The following is a 16,644-nucleotide window of genomic DNA, read 5'->3' on the forward strand; positions in this document are numbered from 1 at the left end:
CTAGTTTTACGTTTTAAATCCTTTATCTATGAATTGGAAATTTTTGTCCATTGGACTTTTGTTGACATGTAGTACCATAAATCTGATTGCGCAGGAAACGTATATTTTGAACCGCGAGGCTCCGGTTCAGATCTCAGGTACTTTCAATATTTCGGGCAGAGGCGCTGCACGAAAATTTGTTGCATTGTCTGATAGGTCTGACAACACAAACGGGCATCATCTCTTTGGGCTCCACAAAATCAACCCCGATTGGGCCGGTGTGAGATGGGGCATAGGGTTGATCGGCAACGAAACAGGTACCAATGCACAAGGTTCAAATTTTGCCATATGGAGTTATAATGATAATGCCTCTTATAAAAGTACTGCATTTTATATTGATCGGCCGACAGCAGCTATCGGTATTGGATCAACTTCGCCAGCAGACAGACTTCACGTTTCGGGCGGAAATATCAGGATTTCCCCGCCGCCAACACAAAATGGAGGTTTAAATATTGGAAATTCGAACAATAATCGTTGGGCATGGGTGAGACTAACTAATACAGACCCTAACGCTCCGGATGGATTCAGTTTATATGAAGATAATACGGGTGTAGGCGGCGGATTGGGAACGCGGCTGTGGATAACGAAAGGTGGACATTTCGGAATAGGCGACCAGCCACCTACTGCGCCTTTTCAAATTAAAAGCGGTGGACAGGTATTCAAATTCATAGCCGGTCCAAACACTTCCGGATATGCGATTACCCAAAGTGTAAATGACGATGGCATGAACTTTTCCCTTAATACCAACGTTCGCGGATTCAACTTCGTAACCACTCGGGGACGTTTGTTTACGATAGATTCTGTGGGAAATGTCCGCATCGGTGATCATGCGCCAAACGGTTACAAACTTTCCGTAAACGGCAGCGCCATATTCACCAAAGCCGTCGTGAAAGCATACGCCAACTGGCCCGACTTCGTATTTGAGGAAGATTTCAAATTGCAACCTATCGAGGAAGTAATGGCGTATGTAAAGGAAAACAAACATCTTCCCGGCATCCCCTCGGCCAAAGAAGTCGCCGAAAAAGGGCAGGACCTCGGAGAGATGAACGCCAAACTCCTGCAGAAAATCGAAGAACTGACACTTTATATCGCAGAGATGAAGAAGGAAATCGATGCGTTGAAGGCGGAAAGGAAGTAACGTATATCTAAGAAAAAACCGGGCCCCCAACGAGCCCGGTTTTTTTCTTATTTCACGTCCGGAATCAAAGTCCGGTAATCGCTTTCGCCATTTGTGCCGCCACGAACGCGTTGCCTTCTCTGTTAAGGTGCACACGGTCGGAGGTGAGCAGGCCTTTTTCGCTGTTGTCTTTATTATTGGCGGCCTCGTAGTCCAGGAACGCCTTGCGGAGATCTACCAGCGGCAGGCTTTGTTCCTTGCTGATGGACCGGATCAGGTCGCTGTATTTGTTGAGGTCCGCGTCCTGCTCGTTATCGCCGTCTTTCTTTTCGCCGATGACGGAAGGTGTGCAAACGATCACTTTCGCGCCGTTGTCCTGAATCTTTTTGATGAGCGCGCGGTAGAAGCCGCCGAATTTGTCGAAATCCGTACCGGTACGGTGGGAGGCCTTATGCCAGACATCGTTGATCCCGACATAGATCACCACCACGTCCGGTTTCTTTTCGAGCACGTCTTTTTCCATGCGGAGATAGAGATCGTAGACTTTATTCCCCCCGATCCCTGCCCCGATGAGCTCATACTGCCCGGCATGCGATTGCTGCAACATAGCGTTCAGTTGCGTGATATACCCTTCCGGGCCAACGCCGGCCTGTGTAATGGAATCCCCGAAGAAGATGACTTTTTTCTTCTTCTTCGCTACCCCGGCAGACAGGAGTGCCATGGCGCCCAGGGCAAAAAGAAGCATGGATAGTTTTTTCATAATCGCTGAAATGTTTATGGACGAACAAAATAGTAAAAAGTCCTTATCCACGCCAGCGTTAATATATGGTCGGCACCAGTCCGCCTTCCACCCGGATGGCCGCGCCGTTGGTGGCGGACGAAAGCGGGCTGGCGATATAGGCGATCATGCTGGCGATCTCCGAAACGTCGGCGAACCGCTGCAGGAGCGAACTGGGGCGCATGTCCCGGAAAAAGTTCTTTTCGGCTTCCGCCGGCGAAACGCCCTGTTCCGTAGCCAGTTTGCCGAGAAAATCCACCACGCCTTCCGATTTGGTGGGGCCGGGTAAGATCGTGTTGACGGTGACGCCCGTGTTTTTGGTGCGTTCCGCCAGGCCCCGGCTCACCGCGAGCTGGGCGGTTTTCGTCATACCGTAATGGATCATTTCGCTGGGGATCATGATGGACGATTCGCTGGAAATGAAAATGATGCGGCCCCAGTTGTTGGCGATCATTTTCGGGAAAAAGTGGCGCGACAGCCGCACGCCGCTCATGACGTTCACTTCGAAGAAGCGGTACCAGTCTTCATCGGGGATATCCTCGAATGCTTTGGGCTCGAAGATGCCGGCGTTGTTGACGAGTATATCTATCGAAGGCAGTTTTTCCATCAATTGCTCCACATCGGCCAGTTTGGTAAAATCAGCGGCGATGCCGGAAACGGGACAGTTGGGGACGAGGTCTTTCAGTTTTTGCACGGCCTCTTTCACGCGGGCTTCCGTTCTGCCGTTGATAATGACGGTGGCCCCTTCCTGGAGGAGCAGTTTGGCGGCGGCGAACCCGATTCCCTGGGTGCTGCCGCTGATAAATGCGGTTTTTCCTTTCAAATGTAAATCCATATGCACAGTTTTTTAAAATTCTAGAATTCGTTGCTGGCGCCACCTCCGCCGCCGGAGCCGCCGCCGAACTGGAATGCTTCGCCGGCCTGCGGGGTAGGTTGCATCGTTTCTGCGATGATGAGCCCTTCAAGTTGTTGCGCTCCGAAGCTGCGCGTATGCATGGCTTCCGTGGTGAACCCGTGTTTCGGTTTTTTGAGGTAGCGATGCACAAAATAAGATACCCCTACCAGAAAGATCCCGCCAAGCACCATTGCCGTTTCGATGGGCATTACGGCGTGGTACGCCCTGATGGTGAATACGGCCATGGCGATGAGGATGAGCCCCATGGCGAGGGGGATCCTGTCTTTCCGCAGTAGCCCCATCCATATATAAACGGGCGGAATGGCGATCGATAGCGTCCAGAAGAGCCATGGGAGCGGAGGCTCGCCTTCCATTCCCAGCAATTCCATGCCGGCGATATGCACCACGTAATAGTTACCGGCGAGGTACAGCGTAGCCAAAGTGCCCAGTCGCAACACATCCAGGCAAAGATCGTAATGCCGGAAGCGGAAATTCCGCTGTATACGGGTGAATAGCAAATACGCCCCTGCGGAAATGCCCATCACCAGGAAAGGCAGCAAATACCGCGCCCCGGGAATATACGCGATGGCGCCATATACCACAATCATGATGCCACAAACCCAGCCACACAGGGCAATCCCGGGGTCGGAAGTGCGGACCGTGTACCAGGATGCGAGCGCCGTTAATAATATAAAAAGGAGGACCGGACTGTCGTTTTCCATAAGCGCCACCAGCGCGCCGGCGATATATACCGCCGAAACCCAGGTGAGCCCGTCGTCTACCCCCGAACGGTAATGCCGGTGGCCAGACATCCACATTTCCAGTGTACCATATGCCAGCACGCCCCACACGAGGAAAAATATTTCTATCGAACGGATCGCGCCGTCCATCATCAGGAGGAAAAACAGACCGGTAGCAAGCAGTACGCACAACACGGTAGCGAGCCCCAGCCCGATGCGTACGAAAATATTCGGTGAATACAGGGTGTAAGGATGCGCCGCTTTGATCCGCTCCGCCGTTCCCTGCACAATCACACCCGCAGCTTTCGCATCGTCGGCCTCCTGGCGGATGAGGGCGTTATCTAGCTCGGCGGTATTATAGATCAGCATGTGATTTCAGTTTTCGGTTGAGGTGGATGAGGATACGCGCCATGGCGATGGACGAAACGATCAGGTACAGGATGGAAAGGTAGAGCACGCCCATTTCCAGCGAATCCATTGCCAGGATGAGCATGAAGATGACGAGATACCCCAGGCCGATGTAGGCGTAAATCACCGTCATGAGCAAGAAATAAAACGACCGCAAACGCACGCCGAGGAAATAATAGAAAGCCAATGCCGCAGCCAGCGCCGGCGTGTACAGCAACAGCATCCCGTCTTCGAAGAACATGCCGCACAACGCGCCGATGCAAAAAACATGGACCGCGAAATTGTAGTACGTAAAAGAGAAATGGGCCTTCCTGTTGAAGCGGCCGCTGGCAAATCCCGCCGCCGTGAGCACCAGCCCGATAAGCAATGCCGTATCGATGAGCCGGCGCTCCGTGCCAAACGCGTTGCTGGAAAGGAGATGCATGGGCGTGATGGCGATCCCCAGCCAGGCCGCGAAGTTCGTGATGGCAAGGCTCAAAACACCCAGGTGATCGAAGTAATAAGCACAAAAGAACAGGACCACCATCGGGATGAAAGTGGCGCTGCCCAGCCGCGTCCCGAAAACTTCGTATTGCCCTTGCAGGTAGGTGATGAACGAAATGAAGAGCAGGCAGCCCAGTAACACCACATAATCCCACCAGGCGTTGGGCGATTCGGTTTTTTCCCAGGTGAACGGGGCTGTATGTTTGTTCGCGTACCAGAAGCACGCGGCGCAAAGCAGCCCAATGCCCGCCAGGATGGCCTGGTGGCCGATGGTGTCGATATTTTTATAGATCAGCGTGCCCAGGCCGCCGCTCAGCAGGAGCACGCCCAGGTACAGCATCGTCTTCAGTTCCCAATGGAGGGAAAATAACCGGCTGCCCGATTGCGCCTCCAGCCGGAGGCGTTCCGTTTCGCTCAGCAGCCCTTCGTCTGCCAGCTGATGGATGAAATTTTTTCGCATAGGTGGGGTTTGGTGTGCGGGATCAATATTCGAGTTTGCCGAAAACGCCGTTACGGTAATCTTCCAGCGCCTGTTCCACTTCTTCGGCAGTGTTCATGACGAAATTGTCTTTCGCGGCCACAGGCTCGTTAATGGGCTCGCCGGTGAGGAAAAGGATGCCTGCGTCTGATTGGGCCGTTACTTCGATCTCGTCTCCGGCAGTATCGAACACATACAATTGGTGCATGGCGGCAGGCGTTCCGTTGGCGGTTACCTCACCGCGGAAAACATATAACAGCGCCGGATCGCCGGGCCTGGCGGACAATTGCACGGTTTTGCCTGCGGCGATGGTACCGATGATCGCTGTAACGGGGGTGAAGCTCTTCATGGGACTACGTTTCCCATCCAGCTCACCGCTGGCCAGCCGGAGCGATACGCCTTCCTGTTCCAGCACGAAAGGCAGCTGTTCTGCCGTGGCGGCCTGGTAATAGGGATCGTCCCACTTATTTGCTTGGGGCACGTTCAGCCAGATCTGGATCATTTCCCAGTTGCCGCCGCGGGCAAGCATTTCTTTCGTAGGGCCCTCGCTGTGAAGGAGGCCTTTTCCCGCAAACATCCACTGGATGCCGCCGTCGCGGATCGTGCCGGAATGGCCGGCATTATCCATATGGTACCCTTCCCCGGAAATCATGAACGTAACCGGCGAAAATCCACGGTGCGGATGCGGATGAATACGCATTCCGGAACCCGCCGCAATGGTTTCGGGGCCGATATGATGTATCACGATAAACGGATTGGCGAATCTGAAATCCTTATGCGGAAGCGGCTGTATCACCGTTTCCTCCGGGGTAATCTGCTTGGCCCTGCCCGTCAGCACATGGGCGATGTTCTTCTTCATGGGTTTCAGTTTTATGGAGGTAACAAATGTAGGGGTTTGCGGCACGCAAAAAAAATTGTTGCCCGATGCGGATGTCGGGAAAGGGATTATCTTTAAACCCGTGTTACCCGCCATGAAAATCGATCTGTTTTCGTTAGTCGTCCTGCTCGGTGCGCTGCAAGCCCTTTTTTTCGGGATATTCCTCCTCCAGGCCCGAACGGAAAACCGCTTCCAGAACCGGATGCTGGCGTTTTTCATGTTCATCTTCAGCTATAACGGGTTCGAGACGCTGCACTGGTCGTCTGGCCTGTACCCGGATATTCTCGTTTTCGATGTGCTTGCCTTCGTGCTCATTTTCGCGGTGGGGCCGTGTTTATATTTATATGTGCGGTCTTTCGGAAAGGAGGGAAGGCCGCCGTTCGCGGGCCGCCATTTCATCGTGGTCTGGATGGCCCTGGCCATCAGGGCGGCGTTCCTGGTGTGTTGGGGACTGTACGTAATCGGCTGGCAATACCCGAAATGGATCATATGGCTGAACACCGCATTCGATCGAATCGCGGAACCATTGTCCGTATCGTGGTTTGCGGCGTATTACGTGTTGTCTGTACGGGCTTGGCTGAGCATGCGGAAGGGGTTGATGGACGAGGAAGCGCGCTGGCTGAAAACGCTGGTTGGTGTGATGGGCGTATTTCTTTGCCTCTGGGTAGCTACGGTGGCGACGCCCATGATTTGGCCGGTCACGGGTTTGCATAAATATACGATGATCGAGGTGCTGCTCGTGGTATTCGTTTACTGGATGGGCTTCGCCGGATATCATAGGACCCGTATCATTTATGCCGCGCGACAGCAACAGGCAGGTTCCTATTTCGACCAGTTGGGGGATGATGAAGTGGCCCGCTGCGCCGAAGCGCTGCACGAGGCCATGGCATCCGGACAACTGTATCTCGACCCTGAAATGACCGCCGCCACGCTGGCTGCGCGGATCGGGGTGCCGGTGAAGACGTTGTCGGCCGTGCTGAATCGCCGTATCGGAAAAGGGTTTAATGAATACCTGAATGGCTGGCGGGTGGAAGCGGTCAAAGACCGGATGAAGGATCCCTCGAGCAGGCATCTCACGTTGACCGGCATCGCCTATGAGTGCGGGTTCAATTCCCAGCCTACTTTCCAGCGCGCCTTCCGGGCGATTGCGGGTTGTTCGCCCAGGGAGTTCCTGCGGCGGCAGCAAGGCTCATGAACATGAAAAAGGCCCGGGAAACCAGGCCTCGCCACTTCAATCTCAAATAATGCTACTAATAATTACGGGTCATGTATGAATAGTGGAGTGCTCCACAAAGTAAACCCTTCCTCCCCGCAAGCCCCCGGTAGCAAATACGCGAATCTTCCCGTAGAAATACGCATTTCTTCCCCCGGAAACTTGATCAAGTCAACCAATATGTTTGACAAAAGCAACGAATAGGCTAACTTGCCGTAAATTTACAATCGATGTCAGACCTCGAAATCATATCAGACATCCGGCAATTCAACCGTTTCTACACCGCCCAGCTCGGGCTTTTGCAACAACATATCTTCGACAGCGAATATTCCCTCACGGAAATCCGGGTGCTATACGAAATCAATTTCAACCGCCAAACCACCGCCACCGGCATCCGCGAAGCGTTGCAGATCGATGCGGGCTACCTCAGCCGCATGCTCCGCAAACTGGAAAAAGCCGGCCTGGTGTGGAAGCATCCCCTGCCGGAAGACGGCCGGTCCAGCTACCTCACACTGTCCGACCGCGGCCGGCGCCTCATGGCGAAAATGGACAACTTGTCCGACGACCAGATCCGCCAGATGCTGGCGCACCTTCCAGCGGACGATCAGCAAACCATCGCCGCATCCATGCGCGACCTGCGGCGCTTGCTGGGCGCACCGGGCAGCGAAATCACCATGGAGCAGGTGGAGGTCCGCACGGAATTAATCCCCGGCGATCTGGGGGATATCATTTCCCTGCACGGACAATTGTACTGGAAAGAATACGGGTACGATGTCCGTTTCGAGCAATACGTCCTGGAAACGGTGCACGATTATATCCGGGCGTTCGAGCCCCGCCGCGACCGCATCATCGTGGCATCGTCCATGGGCCGGCTGGCGGGCGTAGTGGCGATCCAGCACCGGGAAGGAAAGGAGGCGCAGCTGCGGTGGTTCCTCATACGGCCGGAGTACAGGGGCATCGGTTTGGGAAAGGCCCTCATGCAGCGGGCCATGGACTTCTGCCGCGAGCAGCGGTTCAGGAAAGTTTACCTGCTCACCACCAACCAACAGACGGCTGCCGCCGCGCTGTACAAAAAATGGGGATTCGGGAAAAAGGAGTCCATTCCCCAAAAGCTATGGGGCCACGATCTGTACGAGGAACGTTATGAATGTAATCTCTGATCCCTACACATAGCTTAGCCACCATTGGCGATGGCTGCGCTTGTATTCCGCGAACCGCTTGCAGGGCTGGTACAAAACGGCCACCACGAAAATCCAGATAGCGTAGACTACCGGTAACGGATACCCGAAATCGATTGGGCGGAACAGGAACGGCGAATTCGGGTCTGCGATCTGGTCTGTACCATATCCGCTGATGAAAAACGCCACTACCGTAAGCCCGTGGATCAGGTAGAAATGCAAGACGTAATAGAAGAAAGGCACACTGCCGTACACCTTGCAAACGGCCGTAAACCGGTTGCGGGCATGCTCCAGCGCCGCCAGCGCCAGGAGCCCCGGTCCGATAGTGATACAGGTATACAGCAGCGACGGCGGATATTTCTGAACGTTGAAGAAGGAGAAAACCGTCTGCGATATATGGGGCCAGGCATCCCAGCGCAAAGGATCGCCATACGCATTCAGCGCCCGCAGGAAAAAGAACAGGCCCACCATCCCCAGGCCCGCCGTCAGCAGCACCGAGCGCCGTATCGCCGGGGAAACATCGCCCGCGAACACCCGTCCGCAGCCATAACCCAGGAACATGACGCCCACCCAGGGCAGGAATGGATACAGCACCAGCGCGATGTGCCCCGGAAACAGCGGTAACGCAGCACCCGGCCGGTGCAGCAACGCCCACCAGGGCGAAGGCTGGAAGCCCGGCTGCGCTTCGTAAAAATCCAGGATGTTGTGCGACAGGGTGATGGCCGCGCCAATAGCGAGAACGGCCCACCAGGGCAGGTACACGAACAACGAAAGTATCACGAAACTGATGCCGATGGCCCAGATCACCTGTAAGAAGAAAATATTGTACAGCGGGTTGAACGACAGTCCCAGCGAAACGATCGCCAGTTCCACGAAAATCAGCCACAAACCCCTCGTTAGCAGGAATTTGCTGATCCCGCCTTTGGTTTTTCTGCCGTTCATCAGGTACACCGACATGCCGGAAAGAAATACGAAAACCGGTGCGCAGAAATGCGTCACCCAACGGGTGAGGTACAGCGCAGTATGTGTAGTTTCCGGATTCAGGGGGTCAGACGATAGTGCGCCTGCGTGGAAAAAGTCGCGGACGTGATCAAGCGCCATCACGATCATCACGATGCCGCGCAGCACGTCGATGGAATAGACCCGTTCACGGGCGGGGTTTTGGAGTTCCATGGCATAGTATTATACCCGAATATAACCAATTTCCATCGCGTGAAACAATCCTATGTATTTTAAATTAATTATATATATTCGTGTTCGATACCGGTAACGGTACTTTTAACCATTTCCTAGGAGAAACGCCGTTTTCCAGCGGCGTTTTTTTATTCGCTTTCGGCGTACTTGCGGATCAGGACGATCTGGCCGAGGTGATAGGCCGCGTGCTGCAATATGCCCTGGATATAATAATAGGCGTTGTGCTGGGTATTGGCTACGTTGGAATAGAGTTTTTCTTCCGGGAAATTGCGGATCGTTTCTGCCATATGCGTGATGGAATTTTCGAGCCGCTGCAGCGTGGCCTGCCAGTTGTTTTCTCCGTGGTTTTCGGGGAAATAGAAGTCCGGAAGATCGCCTTCCTGCTCCGGTTTTTCACCTTTCAGTTTGCGGTCTACGTTTTGATGCCAGAAAATGATGTGGTTGACCAGTTCCCAGATATTATGCGAAGTATCGAAACGGCGGGAGGCTTGCGCGGCATCGAGCTCCCGGAGGTGCTCCATAAAGGTGACGTCGAGCCAGGGCTGGCCCTGGTATATGTGTTGCAAGGCTTCAGACAGTACTATGGGTAAAGACATATGGTTAGATTTTAGGGTAATCGTACAATTTATGTTCCATTCCTGCCACGGACTGTTCAAATTTAACACTACTTTAGATATGATGACAAATAGCGGAAAAACATTCCTTATGCCCTGAAAATCAGATTTTTTGAAACAGCCTTACTCCTGATAATCGTGCTGGTTTCGGCATGGCGCTCCGAAGCCGGCAACGGTTGTCCGGCTGCGCGATCGACATCCAGATTGGTGACGCCATTTACATGCACATAGTCGGCTGTGTTTATGTGCGTCCGAAGTTTCCCTGCGTCGCATTGCGCGGTTTTCAGTCTCCCGGCATTTTTCATTACATGGGGAAGCCTATCTGTTTATTTTTGTATTGGCTGTTGGCTTTCGGTGGGATGAAGGACATGATTAATACCTATTCCCCCAAATTCCCTTAAATTGAATCTCTAAACAAAGCCACATTATGGATATTCAGCAGATGGAATTCAACCGGAACGAAGATCATTTGAAATTGCTGGTCAGCACCATGAAACAAAGACTGGCGGTCATCGAACAGGGAGGAGGGAAGAAGGCGTTGGAGAAAGTCCGCCAGCGCGGCAAGCTCACGCCCCGCGAACGAATCGCCAAATTGATCGATACAAACAGCACGTTCACCGAACTCGGCGCTTTCACCGCCTACGACATGTATGCTGAACACGGCGGATGCCCCGCCGGCGGAACCGTAGCGGGACTTGGGTACGTGAGCGGCCGCCTCTGCATGATCGTGGCCAATGATATGACGGTGAAAGCCGGGGCCTGGTTCCCGCTTACCGGCAAAAAGAACCTGCGCATGCAGGAAATCGCCATGGAAAACAGGTTGCCCGTCATCTACCTGGTAGATTCCGCGGGCGTATATCTCCCCATGCAGGACGAGATCTTCCCCGACAAGGAACATTTCGGCCGCATCTTCCGCAACAACGCGAAAATGAGCGCCATGGGCATCACGCAGATCGCGGCGGTTATGGGGAGTTGCGTGGCCGGAGGGGCTTACCTGCCCATTATGAGCGATGAAGTGCTCATGGTCGAAGGTAACGGTTCCATTTTCCTGGCAGGGCCGTATCTCGTGAAAGCCGCCATCGGAGAAGATATCGACGCAGAAACACTCGGCGGCGCCGTTACCCATACCGAAATTTCGGGCATCGCGGATTATAAATTCAAATCCGACGAAGAATGCATCGAACGCATCCGCCACATCGTATCGCGCATCGGCAAACCCGCCTCCGCAGGGTTCGATCGTATCGCCCCGGTAGCGCCGGAGAAAAGTAACGATGAAATATACGGCCTCATTCCGGCCGACAGTTCCAAATCCTACGACGTCCGCGAAGTGATCCAACGGATCGTAGATGGATCGGTGTTCGAAGAATACAAGGAAGATTACGGAAAAACCATCCTCTGCGGTTATGCCCGTATCGAAGGCTGGGCCGTGGGCATCGTGGCCAACCAGCGGAAAATGGTTAAAACCAAAAAAGGCGAAATGCAGATGGGCGGCGTAATTTACAACGACTCCGCCGACAAGGCCGCCCGCTTCATCATGAACTGCAATCAGAAAAAAATCCCCCTCGTTTTCCTGCAAGACGTAACGGGTTTTATGGTAGGCAGCCGATCGGAGCATGCCGGCATCATTAAGGACGGCGCCAAGCTCGTGAACGCCGTGAGCAACAGCGTTGTCCCCAAAATCACCGTGATCATCGGGAATTCTTATGGCGCTGGCAACTACGCCATGTGCGGCAAAGCCTACGACCCCCGTTTCATCTTCGCCTGGCCCAACGCCAAAATCGCCGTGATGGGCGGCGAACAGGCGGCGAAAACGCTCCTCCAGATCCAGGTAGCCTCGCTGAAAGCCAGGGGCGAAGAAATCTCGCAGGAAGCCGAAGAAAAGCTCCTGAAGGAAATTACCGACCGGTACAACAGCCAGACTACGCCCTATTACGCCGCGGCGCGCCTGTGGGTCGACGAGATCATCGATCCCCGGAAAACCCGTGAAACGATCGCCAGGTGCCTCGAAGCGGCGGACTTCGCGCCGGTGGAAGAGGCTTTCCGAACGGGCGTGATACAGGTGTAGACGGGACGGGAAGCGCGCCTGATGGAATTCCGCCATCGACTGATGCATAATTCCATTATTTTTGCTCCCTTAAAAAAACAGGCTTTGACGAATCAGCATTTGATCATATATACAGACGGCGCGGCAAGGGGAAATCCCGGAAGGGGAGGATACGGCATCGTTTTGATCTGGGGAAACATCCGCCGTGAAATGTCGGGCGGCTACCGGATGACCACCAATAACCGCATGGAACTCCTCGCGGTGATCGTGGCGCTGGAAGCGCTCACCCGCGACGGGCTATCCATCCAGATCTATACAGACAGCCAGTACCTCGTGAACGCCGTCGAAAAGGGATGGCTGTGGAATTGGGTCAAAATCGGGTTTAAAGACAAGAAAAACCGCGACCTCTGGGAACGCTTCATCCCGCTTTACCGCAAACATAAGGTCAAATTCAACTGGGTCAAGGGCCATGCCTCCAACCCCGAAAACAACCGCTGCGACCAGCTGGCCACCGCTGCCGCAGATGGCGGCAACCTCCTCGTAGATACCGGTTACGAACAGGGAGAATAATTCCGGAAAATATAGTAAATTAGTCTCGTCTTACAGCAATTAACTATTTGAACCGTCGGGCATTCAACTTGAACCTTGAATCCTGACCATGCCTCAGATTTTTCCCGTAGCGGTCATCGAGCATTCTGCCATGTCGTGGTTACCCCGCGTGCAGGTGCGATCCCAGATGATCTACACTTCCGTTTTGCTTGCAGTGCTCGTATGCATGCTGGCACTTCCGTTTATTTATGTGGACGTTTCCGTGAAATCCGCCGGCATCGTGCGGCCCGTTGCGGAAAAGAACGAACTGCGCAGCCTCGTTTCCGGTACCATCGCCGAAGTGCTGGTCCGCGAAGGTTCGTATGTCGAAAAAGGACAGCTCATCCTCCGCCTGCAGGAAGATATTTCCAACAGTAAAATATCCCAGGCTTCTTTCGAACTGCAACAGCGCGAAGCCTATATCGCCGACCTGGCGCGCCTTTCCACCGGCGGCGGCGCTCCGCGGACGGCCCTTTACCAGCAGCAATACAGCCGGTTCATGGCCGCCATCAGCGAGCAACAGGCTACGATGGACAAGCTCGCCCGCGATCTCGAGATGTATAAAAAGCTGTTCGCGGACAAAGTGGTGGCCGAAAAGGAGCTGCGCGACAAGCAATACGAATACGACCGCTCCGTTACCCTCTACCGCTCGGCCGTTCAGCAGCAGCGAAGCGCCTGGGCGGAGGAGCTTAGCCGTTTCCGCATGGAAAGCAACCGGCTGCAGGCAGACGCCGAGCAGTTGGAAAAACAGAAGGAGTGGAATCTCATCAAGGCCCCCGTCAGCGGCACCATCCAGCAATTCAACGGAAAATACCCCGGCGGATACCTGCAAACCGGGGAAATGATCGGCATTATCAGTCCAGACAGTAACCTCGTAGCCGAATGCCTCGTGAGCCCCAAAGACATCGGCTATCTCAAAGCCGGCATGCCCGTCCGTTTCCAGGTGGATGCCTTTAATTATAACGAATGGGGCTCGGTGGAAGGAACGGTGCAGCGTGTAGATAACGACTTCACGCTGGTCGACAACCAGCCTGTATTCAAGGTGCGCTGCAAATTTGCCGCCACGGAAGTAGCTACCGCCAAAGGCATAAAAGGCCAGTTGAAAAAAGGGATGACCCTCCAGGCCAGGTTCCTCCTTACCCGCCGCAGCCTGTTCCAGCTCCTGTACGATAAAACGGACGACTGGATGAACCCGAACGTTATCGCGAAGCACTAACATATCCCAGCCAGACAGGAAAAGCCCGTCCAGACCGGAAAATACTGCACCATGTCCACCAACACCCGACTCAAGAAAAGCGCCCGCGTTCGCCAGCGGGACCTCAGCGATTGCGGCGCCACTTGCCTGGCTTCGGTCGCGGCATTCTACAACCTCGAAATCCCCGTTGCCCGCATCCGCCAGCTGGCCGCTACAGACAGCAAAGGCACCAATGTGCTCGGCATGGTGGAAGCCGCCACCCGACTGGGGTTCCAGGCAAAGGGCGTAAAAGGCCCGTTCGAAGCGCTGTACAATATTCCCAAACCCGCCATCGCACATGTGGTCGTGAAAGGCGTGCTGCATCATTATGTAGTGATCTATCGCGTCACCAAAACGGATGTGACGGTGATGGACCCGGCAGACGGGCAATACCATCATATCCCGCACGATACATTCAAACAAATGTGGACCGGCGTACTGGTGATCCTCATGCCGGGAGACGATTTCAGGGCAGGCAACGAGCGGACGTCGCACCTGGCGCGGTTCTGGTTCCTCCTCCGGCCCCATCGCACCGTGGTGGCGCAGGCTTTGTTCGGGGCGATCATTTATACGGTACTGGGTTTGTCCACTTCCATTTACGTCCAGAAAATAGTCGACAACGTATTGGTGGAAGGGAACCGCAATCTCCTGAACCTCCTCGGTATCATCATGATCCTCATTTTACTGCTGCAACTGTTCATCGGGCACGTCAAAAGTGTTTTTGCGCTGAAAACCGGCCAGCAGATAGACGCGCAGCTGATCCTCGGTTACTACAAGCACCTGCTCCGCCTGCCGCAGCAGTTCTTCGATACGATGCGGGTGGGTGAGATCACCTCCAGGATCAACGATGCAGTGAAGATCCGTGTATTCATCAACGATGTGGCGATCGGGCTGGTGGTGAACGTCTTCATCGTGTTCTTTTCCTTCGCGCTCATGTTTACCTATTATTGGAAACTGGCGCTCCTGGTACTGTCGATCCTGCCCGTTTACGGCCTCATTTACTGGATCAGCAACCAGGTCAATAAAAAAATGCAGCGCAAGCTGATGGAAGACAACGCCGAACTGGGGAGCCAGCTCGTGGAATCACTGAATTCCGTGGCCACCATCAAGCGTTTCGGGCTGGAAGAATTCGCCAATATCAAAACGGAAGCGCGTTTCGTGCGATTGCTCAAAACGATCTTTTCGTCTTCCGTCACCAATTTATACCTCGGCAACGCCAGTAGCTTCGTAACCAATGCGTTTGTGGTGATCCTGCTGTGGGCGGGCTCGTATTTCGTGATGGACAGGCAGCTCAGTCCGGGCGAACTATTGTCTTTCTACGCGCTAATCGGGTATTTTACCGGGCCGGCGATGAGCCTCATCGGGGCCAACCGCAGCATGCAGGACGCGCTGATTGCGGCCGACCGCCTTTTTGAGATCATGGACCTCGAGCAGGAGGAAACTGCCAACAAAGTTGCGCTTACACCTGAAATGATCGGAGATATCCATTTCCAAAAGGTAAGTTTCCGTTATGGCACGCGGGTAGAGGTTTTCAAGCATTTCGATCTGCATATTCCGCACGGCCGGATCACAGCGGTGGTAGGCGAGAGCGGCAGCGGGAAATCTACGCTGATGGCGCTTTTGCAAAATATTTACCCGTTAATGGAAGGAAGCATTCTCATCGGCCAGCTGGATATCCGGTATATCGACAACGAGAGCCTCCGCAGGCAGGTGTCTGCCGTTCCGCAACAGATCGATCTTTTCGCGGGATCGGTGCTGGAGAATATCGCTGTTGGCGAATTTGAACCGGATGTGCAGCGTGTGCTCCACGTCTGCAAGCTGTTGGGCATCCTCCAGTTCATCGAAAAACTGCCCGAAGGTTTCAATACACCGCTGGGGGAACATGGCGTCAATCTCAGTGGTGGACAAAGACAGCGGATCGCCATTGCGCGCGCGCTTTACCGCGACCCGCAGGTACTCATCCTCGACGAAGCCACATCGTCCCTCGACTCCGTTTCGGACCAATATGTGCAGGAAGCGATGCAGCAACTAAGAGACCAGGGTAAAACGATCGTCGTGATCGCGCACCGGCTCAGCACGGTCGTGAGTGCGGATAAAATCGTAGTGCTGCAGGAAGGGAAGCTGGTGGAAGAGGGGACGCATTCCGAGCTGTTAGCCAACAATTCCGTATATGCGAAACTGTGGCATCATCACCAGGCGGTGCTGGCCTGATCATCCCGTTTTTTCATCCATATGCAATAAAAAAAGGCCCGCATAACGCGGGCCTTCCGATGTCCAAATCAGTCAGGCTTTTACTTAGCCATCAGCCTGACAAGTGTCTTGCCATCCGTGTCTCCCAGGGTCAGCACCCCGTCGACTACGGTCCATGTTTTTATTTTATCGGTAACACCGATGAATTTTTCTTCGTATTGCATCTTGTCCATGCACATCATTTTCGTGGCCGCCATGGGCGTGAAGGAGATCTTGTTGGGTGCCTCCAGCTTGAAGCCTCCCGTGATCATGTTGCAACCCGCCGAACCATGCACTCGGCTGTCTGCCTGTTGGAATGTCAGCTCCGCGGGGCGCATGAGGCCGGCGGTGTCTACCGGCAGGCCGTCCACTTCCACCATCCGCCAGGTTTTATACAGGTCGGCTTCGTTGTTGGTGCCGCCCGTGGCTTTGTTGGCGTTCGAACATCCCGCCATGAAAGCCGTTGCGGCCAGTGCGGTGCAAAAAGTCAGTATTCTATTCATATCGTCGCTTTTTCTCTCTCTATAACAATGCC

The 16,644-nt window shown here is 54.1% G+C and carries 15 protein-coding genes; 7 read left to right on the forward strand and 8 right to left on the reverse strand.

Going from position 1 to position 16,644, the window contains the following annotated elements; genetic code table 11:
- Positions 1 to 28 precede the first annotated feature (28 nt).
- On the forward strand, positions 29 to 1,177 hold the full coding sequence (locus EJ361_RS01190; RefSeq protein ID WP_126243516.1) for a hypothetical protein: 1,149 nt from the start codon (positions 29 to 31) through the stop codon (positions 1,175 to 1,177).
- A 64-nt stretch (positions 1,178 to 1,241) separates the two neighbouring features.
- Here EJ361_RS01190 and EJ361_RS01195 read toward each other — a convergent pair whose 3' ends face one another.
- The 5 genes from EJ361_RS01195 to EJ361_RS01215 are packed head-to-tail and all read right to left on the reverse strand — an operon-like array spanning position 1,242 to position 5,797.
- The gene (locus tag EJ361_RS01195) at positions 1,242 to 1,916 is read right to left on the reverse strand and encodes an SGNH/GDSL hydrolase family protein (protein WP_126243517.1); all 675 of its coding nucleotides are present in this window, start codon (positions 1,914 to 1,916) and stop codon (positions 1,242 to 1,244) included.
- Between the two features lie 58 nt (positions 1,917 to 1,974).
- Complete coding sequence (locus EJ361_RS01200; RefSeq protein WP_126243518.1) at positions 1,975 to 2,769, reverse strand: SDR family NAD(P)-dependent oxidoreductase; 795 nt, start codon at positions 2,767 to 2,769, stop codon at positions 1,975 to 1,977.
- A 20-nt stretch (positions 2,770 to 2,789) separates the two neighbouring features.
- Positions 2,790 to 3,938, reverse strand: coding sequence for a hypothetical protein (locus tag EJ361_RS01205; protein ID WP_126243519.1), 1,149 nt, complete (start codon positions 3,936 to 3,938; stop codon positions 2,790 to 2,792).
- Positions 3,925 to 4,920 (reverse strand): DUF2157 domain-containing protein, encoded by a 996-nt coding sequence (locus tag EJ361_RS01210; protein ID WP_126243520.1) that lies wholly within the window; start codon positions 4,918 to 4,920, stop codon positions 3,925 to 3,927. Before EJ361_RS01210 ends, EJ361_RS01205 begins: the two co-directional genes overlap by 14 nt.
- A gap of 22 nt (positions 4,921 to 4,942) precedes the next feature.
- Positions 4,943 to 5,797, reverse strand: coding sequence for a pirin family protein (locus EJ361_RS01215; protein ID WP_126243521.1), 855 nt, complete (start codon positions 5,795 to 5,797; stop codon positions 4,943 to 4,945).
- Between the two features lie 112 nt (positions 5,798 to 5,909).
- Here EJ361_RS01215 and EJ361_RS01220 point away from each other — a divergent pair, with 112 nt between their 5' ends.
- Both EJ361_RS01220 and EJ361_RS01225 read left to right on the forward strand, forming a co-directional pair.
- Positions 5,910 to 7,010 carry a helix-turn-helix domain-containing protein gene (locus tag EJ361_RS01220; RefSeq protein WP_164714030.1) on the forward strand — a complete coding sequence of 367 codons (1,101 nt, stop codon included), beginning with the start codon at positions 5,910 to 5,912 and terminating at the stop codon, positions 7,008 to 7,010.
- Positions 7,011 to 7,258: 248 nt separating this feature from the next.
- Positions 7,259 to 8,188 carry a bifunctional helix-turn-helix transcriptional regulator/GNAT family N-acetyltransferase gene (locus tag EJ361_RS01225; protein WP_126243523.1) on the forward strand — a complete coding sequence of 310 codons (930 nt, stop codon included), beginning with the start codon at positions 7,259 to 7,261 and terminating at the stop codon, positions 8,186 to 8,188.
- Positions 8,189 to 8,191: 3 nt separating this feature from the next.
- Here EJ361_RS01225 and EJ361_RS01230 read toward each other — a convergent pair whose 3' ends face one another.
- Together EJ361_RS01230 and EJ361_RS01235 are read right to left on the reverse strand one after the other, a co-directional pair.
- Positions 8,192 to 9,379 (reverse strand): DUF1624 domain-containing protein, encoded by a 1,188-nt coding sequence (locus EJ361_RS01230; RefSeq protein WP_126243524.1) that lies wholly within the window; start codon positions 9,377 to 9,379, stop codon positions 8,192 to 8,194.
- A 149-nt stretch (positions 9,380 to 9,528) separates the two neighbouring features.
- Positions 9,529 to 9,996, reverse strand: coding sequence for a DinB family protein (locus EJ361_RS01235; protein ID WP_126243525.1), 468 nt, complete (start codon positions 9,994 to 9,996; stop codon positions 9,529 to 9,531).
- A gap of 445 nt (positions 9,997 to 10,441) precedes the next feature.
- Here EJ361_RS01235 and EJ361_RS01240 point away from each other — a divergent pair, with 445 nt between their 5' ends.
- The 4 genes from EJ361_RS01240 (at position 10,442) to EJ361_RS01255 (ending at position 16,091) form a co-directional block, all read left to right on the forward strand.
- Positions 10,442 to 12,079, forward strand: a complete 1,638-nt coding sequence (locus tag EJ361_RS01240) for an acyl-CoA carboxylase subunit beta (protein WP_126243526.1) — start codon at positions 10,442 to 10,444, stop codon at positions 12,077 to 12,079.
- Positions 12,080 to 12,163: 84 nt separating this feature from the next.
- Positions 12,164 to 12,628 (forward strand): ribonuclease HI, encoded by a 465-nt coding sequence (rnhA, locus tag EJ361_RS01245; protein WP_240646513.1) that lies wholly within the window; start codon positions 12,164 to 12,166, stop codon positions 12,626 to 12,628.
- Positions 12,629 to 12,716: 88 nt separating this feature from the next.
- Positions 12,717 to 13,862 carry an HlyD family secretion protein gene (locus tag EJ361_RS01250; RefSeq protein WP_126243528.1) on the forward strand — a complete coding sequence of 382 codons (1,146 nt, stop codon included), beginning with the start codon at positions 12,717 to 12,719 and terminating at the stop codon, positions 13,860 to 13,862.
- 51 nt (positions 13,863 to 13,913) lie between these two features.
- Positions 13,914 to 16,091, forward strand: coding sequence for a peptidase domain-containing ABC transporter (locus EJ361_RS01255; RefSeq protein ID WP_126243529.1), 2,178 nt, complete (start codon positions 13,914 to 13,916; stop codon positions 16,089 to 16,091).
- A gap of 80 nt (positions 16,092 to 16,171) precedes the next feature.
- On the opposite strand, the gene EJ361_RS01260 is transcribed toward EJ361_RS01255, so the two are convergent.
- A complete protein-coding gene (locus EJ361_RS01260) occupies positions 16,172 to 16,612 on the reverse strand; it encodes an META domain-containing protein (RefSeq protein ID WP_126243530.1) in 441 nt (146 codons plus the stop codon).
- Positions 16,613 to 16,644 lie beyond the last annotated feature (32 nt).

This window comes from Chitinophaga rhizosphaerae (assembly GCF_003958645.1).
Classification (GTDB): Bacteria; Bacteroidota; Bacteroidia; order Chitinophagales; family Chitinophagaceae; genus Chitinophaga; species Chitinophaga rhizosphaerae.